This window comes from Marinirhabdus gelatinilytica, assembly GCF_003353425.1.
Classification (GTDB): Bacteria; Bacteroidota; Bacteroidia; order Flavobacteriales; family Flavobacteriaceae; genus Marinirhabdus; species Marinirhabdus gelatinilytica.
Genome location: NZ_QRAO01000022.1, coordinates 1 through 1,222, shown reverse-complemented (window position 1 = coordinate 1,222; position 1,222 = coordinate 1). Strand labels below are relative to the sequence as shown.

1 protein-coding gene is annotated in these 1,222 nt (G+C 65.3%); it reads left to right on the top strand.

The window, feature by feature from the left end:
- On the top strand, window positions 1–1,222 hold a 1,222-nt coding region (locus C8D94_RS15390), incomplete at both ends, for a hypothetical protein (RefSeq protein ID WP_170134794.1).

Below are 1,222 nucleotides of genomic sequence, written 5' to 3'. Positions count from 1 at the left end.
ACGGCACCCTCCAGGTGGACCACCAGGGCAGCGTGGTGCAGGTGGACCCCTCTGCGACGGTGTTGAACAACGGTACGATCAACGTGGACGTGACCACCCCCGTGCTGCAGACGCGCGACTTCATGGTGATGGGCAGCCCGATGGACTCCGAGACGCGCGGCGGCGTGTTCACCGATGCCTTTTTGGTGCTCTCCCACGACCCCGACAGCTTCAACCCTGAGGACCACCCGAACATCCCCCAGGGGGCGACCAACTTCCTGGACGAGGAGGGCGACTTCTGGAGCGGCCACTCCGGTGGCATCACGGTGGGCGAGGGGTACATAGTGCGCCCGCAGAGCGGCTATACGGACCCGGCCAACACCACGTATGACATGACCTATGCCCAGGGCACGCTGAACAACGGTACGGTGGCCCGCCCCATGGTGTACAACGCCGCGAACAGCCCTGCGGGCACCCCGAACATCTATGCCAACCCGTACCCCAGCGCTATGGACGTGGACCAGTTCATCCAGGACAACGGTGTGGGGGCGGTGTACTTCTGGGAGCACCTCACCCCCCCGAGCGCGATCATCCCCGGCGAGGGGCTGAAGTTCGATATGGACGATGTGTCGATCCGCAACTTCGGTGGCGGTGTGGCTGCGAACAACGACGCCCCGGGGAACGTGCCGAGCAACGTCATCTCGACGGGGCAGGGCTTTGCCATCAAGGCGACCTCCACGGGCACGGTGAGCTTCACCAACGATATGAGGCTGCTCACGGGCAACACGACCCTGCGCAACGGCGGGACCGTGGCGGACAGGCTTTGGCTGCACGTGGAGAGCGACCAGTACGGGCTTGCGAGCAACATGCTCATAGGTTTCAACCCAGGGGCCACGGACGGCCTCGACACGGGCTGGGACACGGACCGCCTGGCGAGCAGCGTGTGCCTGTACTCGCACCTGGCGGAGGGCGACGGGCAGCTGGCCATCCAGACACTGGGCGCCTTCGACGCGGGCAGGAAGGTGCCCGTGGGGTTCTCCACGCTCATCGGGGAGGAGACCCCGTTCACGGTGAGCCTCACGCGCTACGAGGGCGACAACCTGGAGGGCAGGGCCATCTACCTCTACGACAGCGAGCGCAACACATTGACAGACCTCACCCAGGGGGACTATACCTTCAGGAGCAACAAGGCGAACCAGGACCGCAGGTTCACGGTGCTCTTCGAGCGCGACCCACAGCTGGG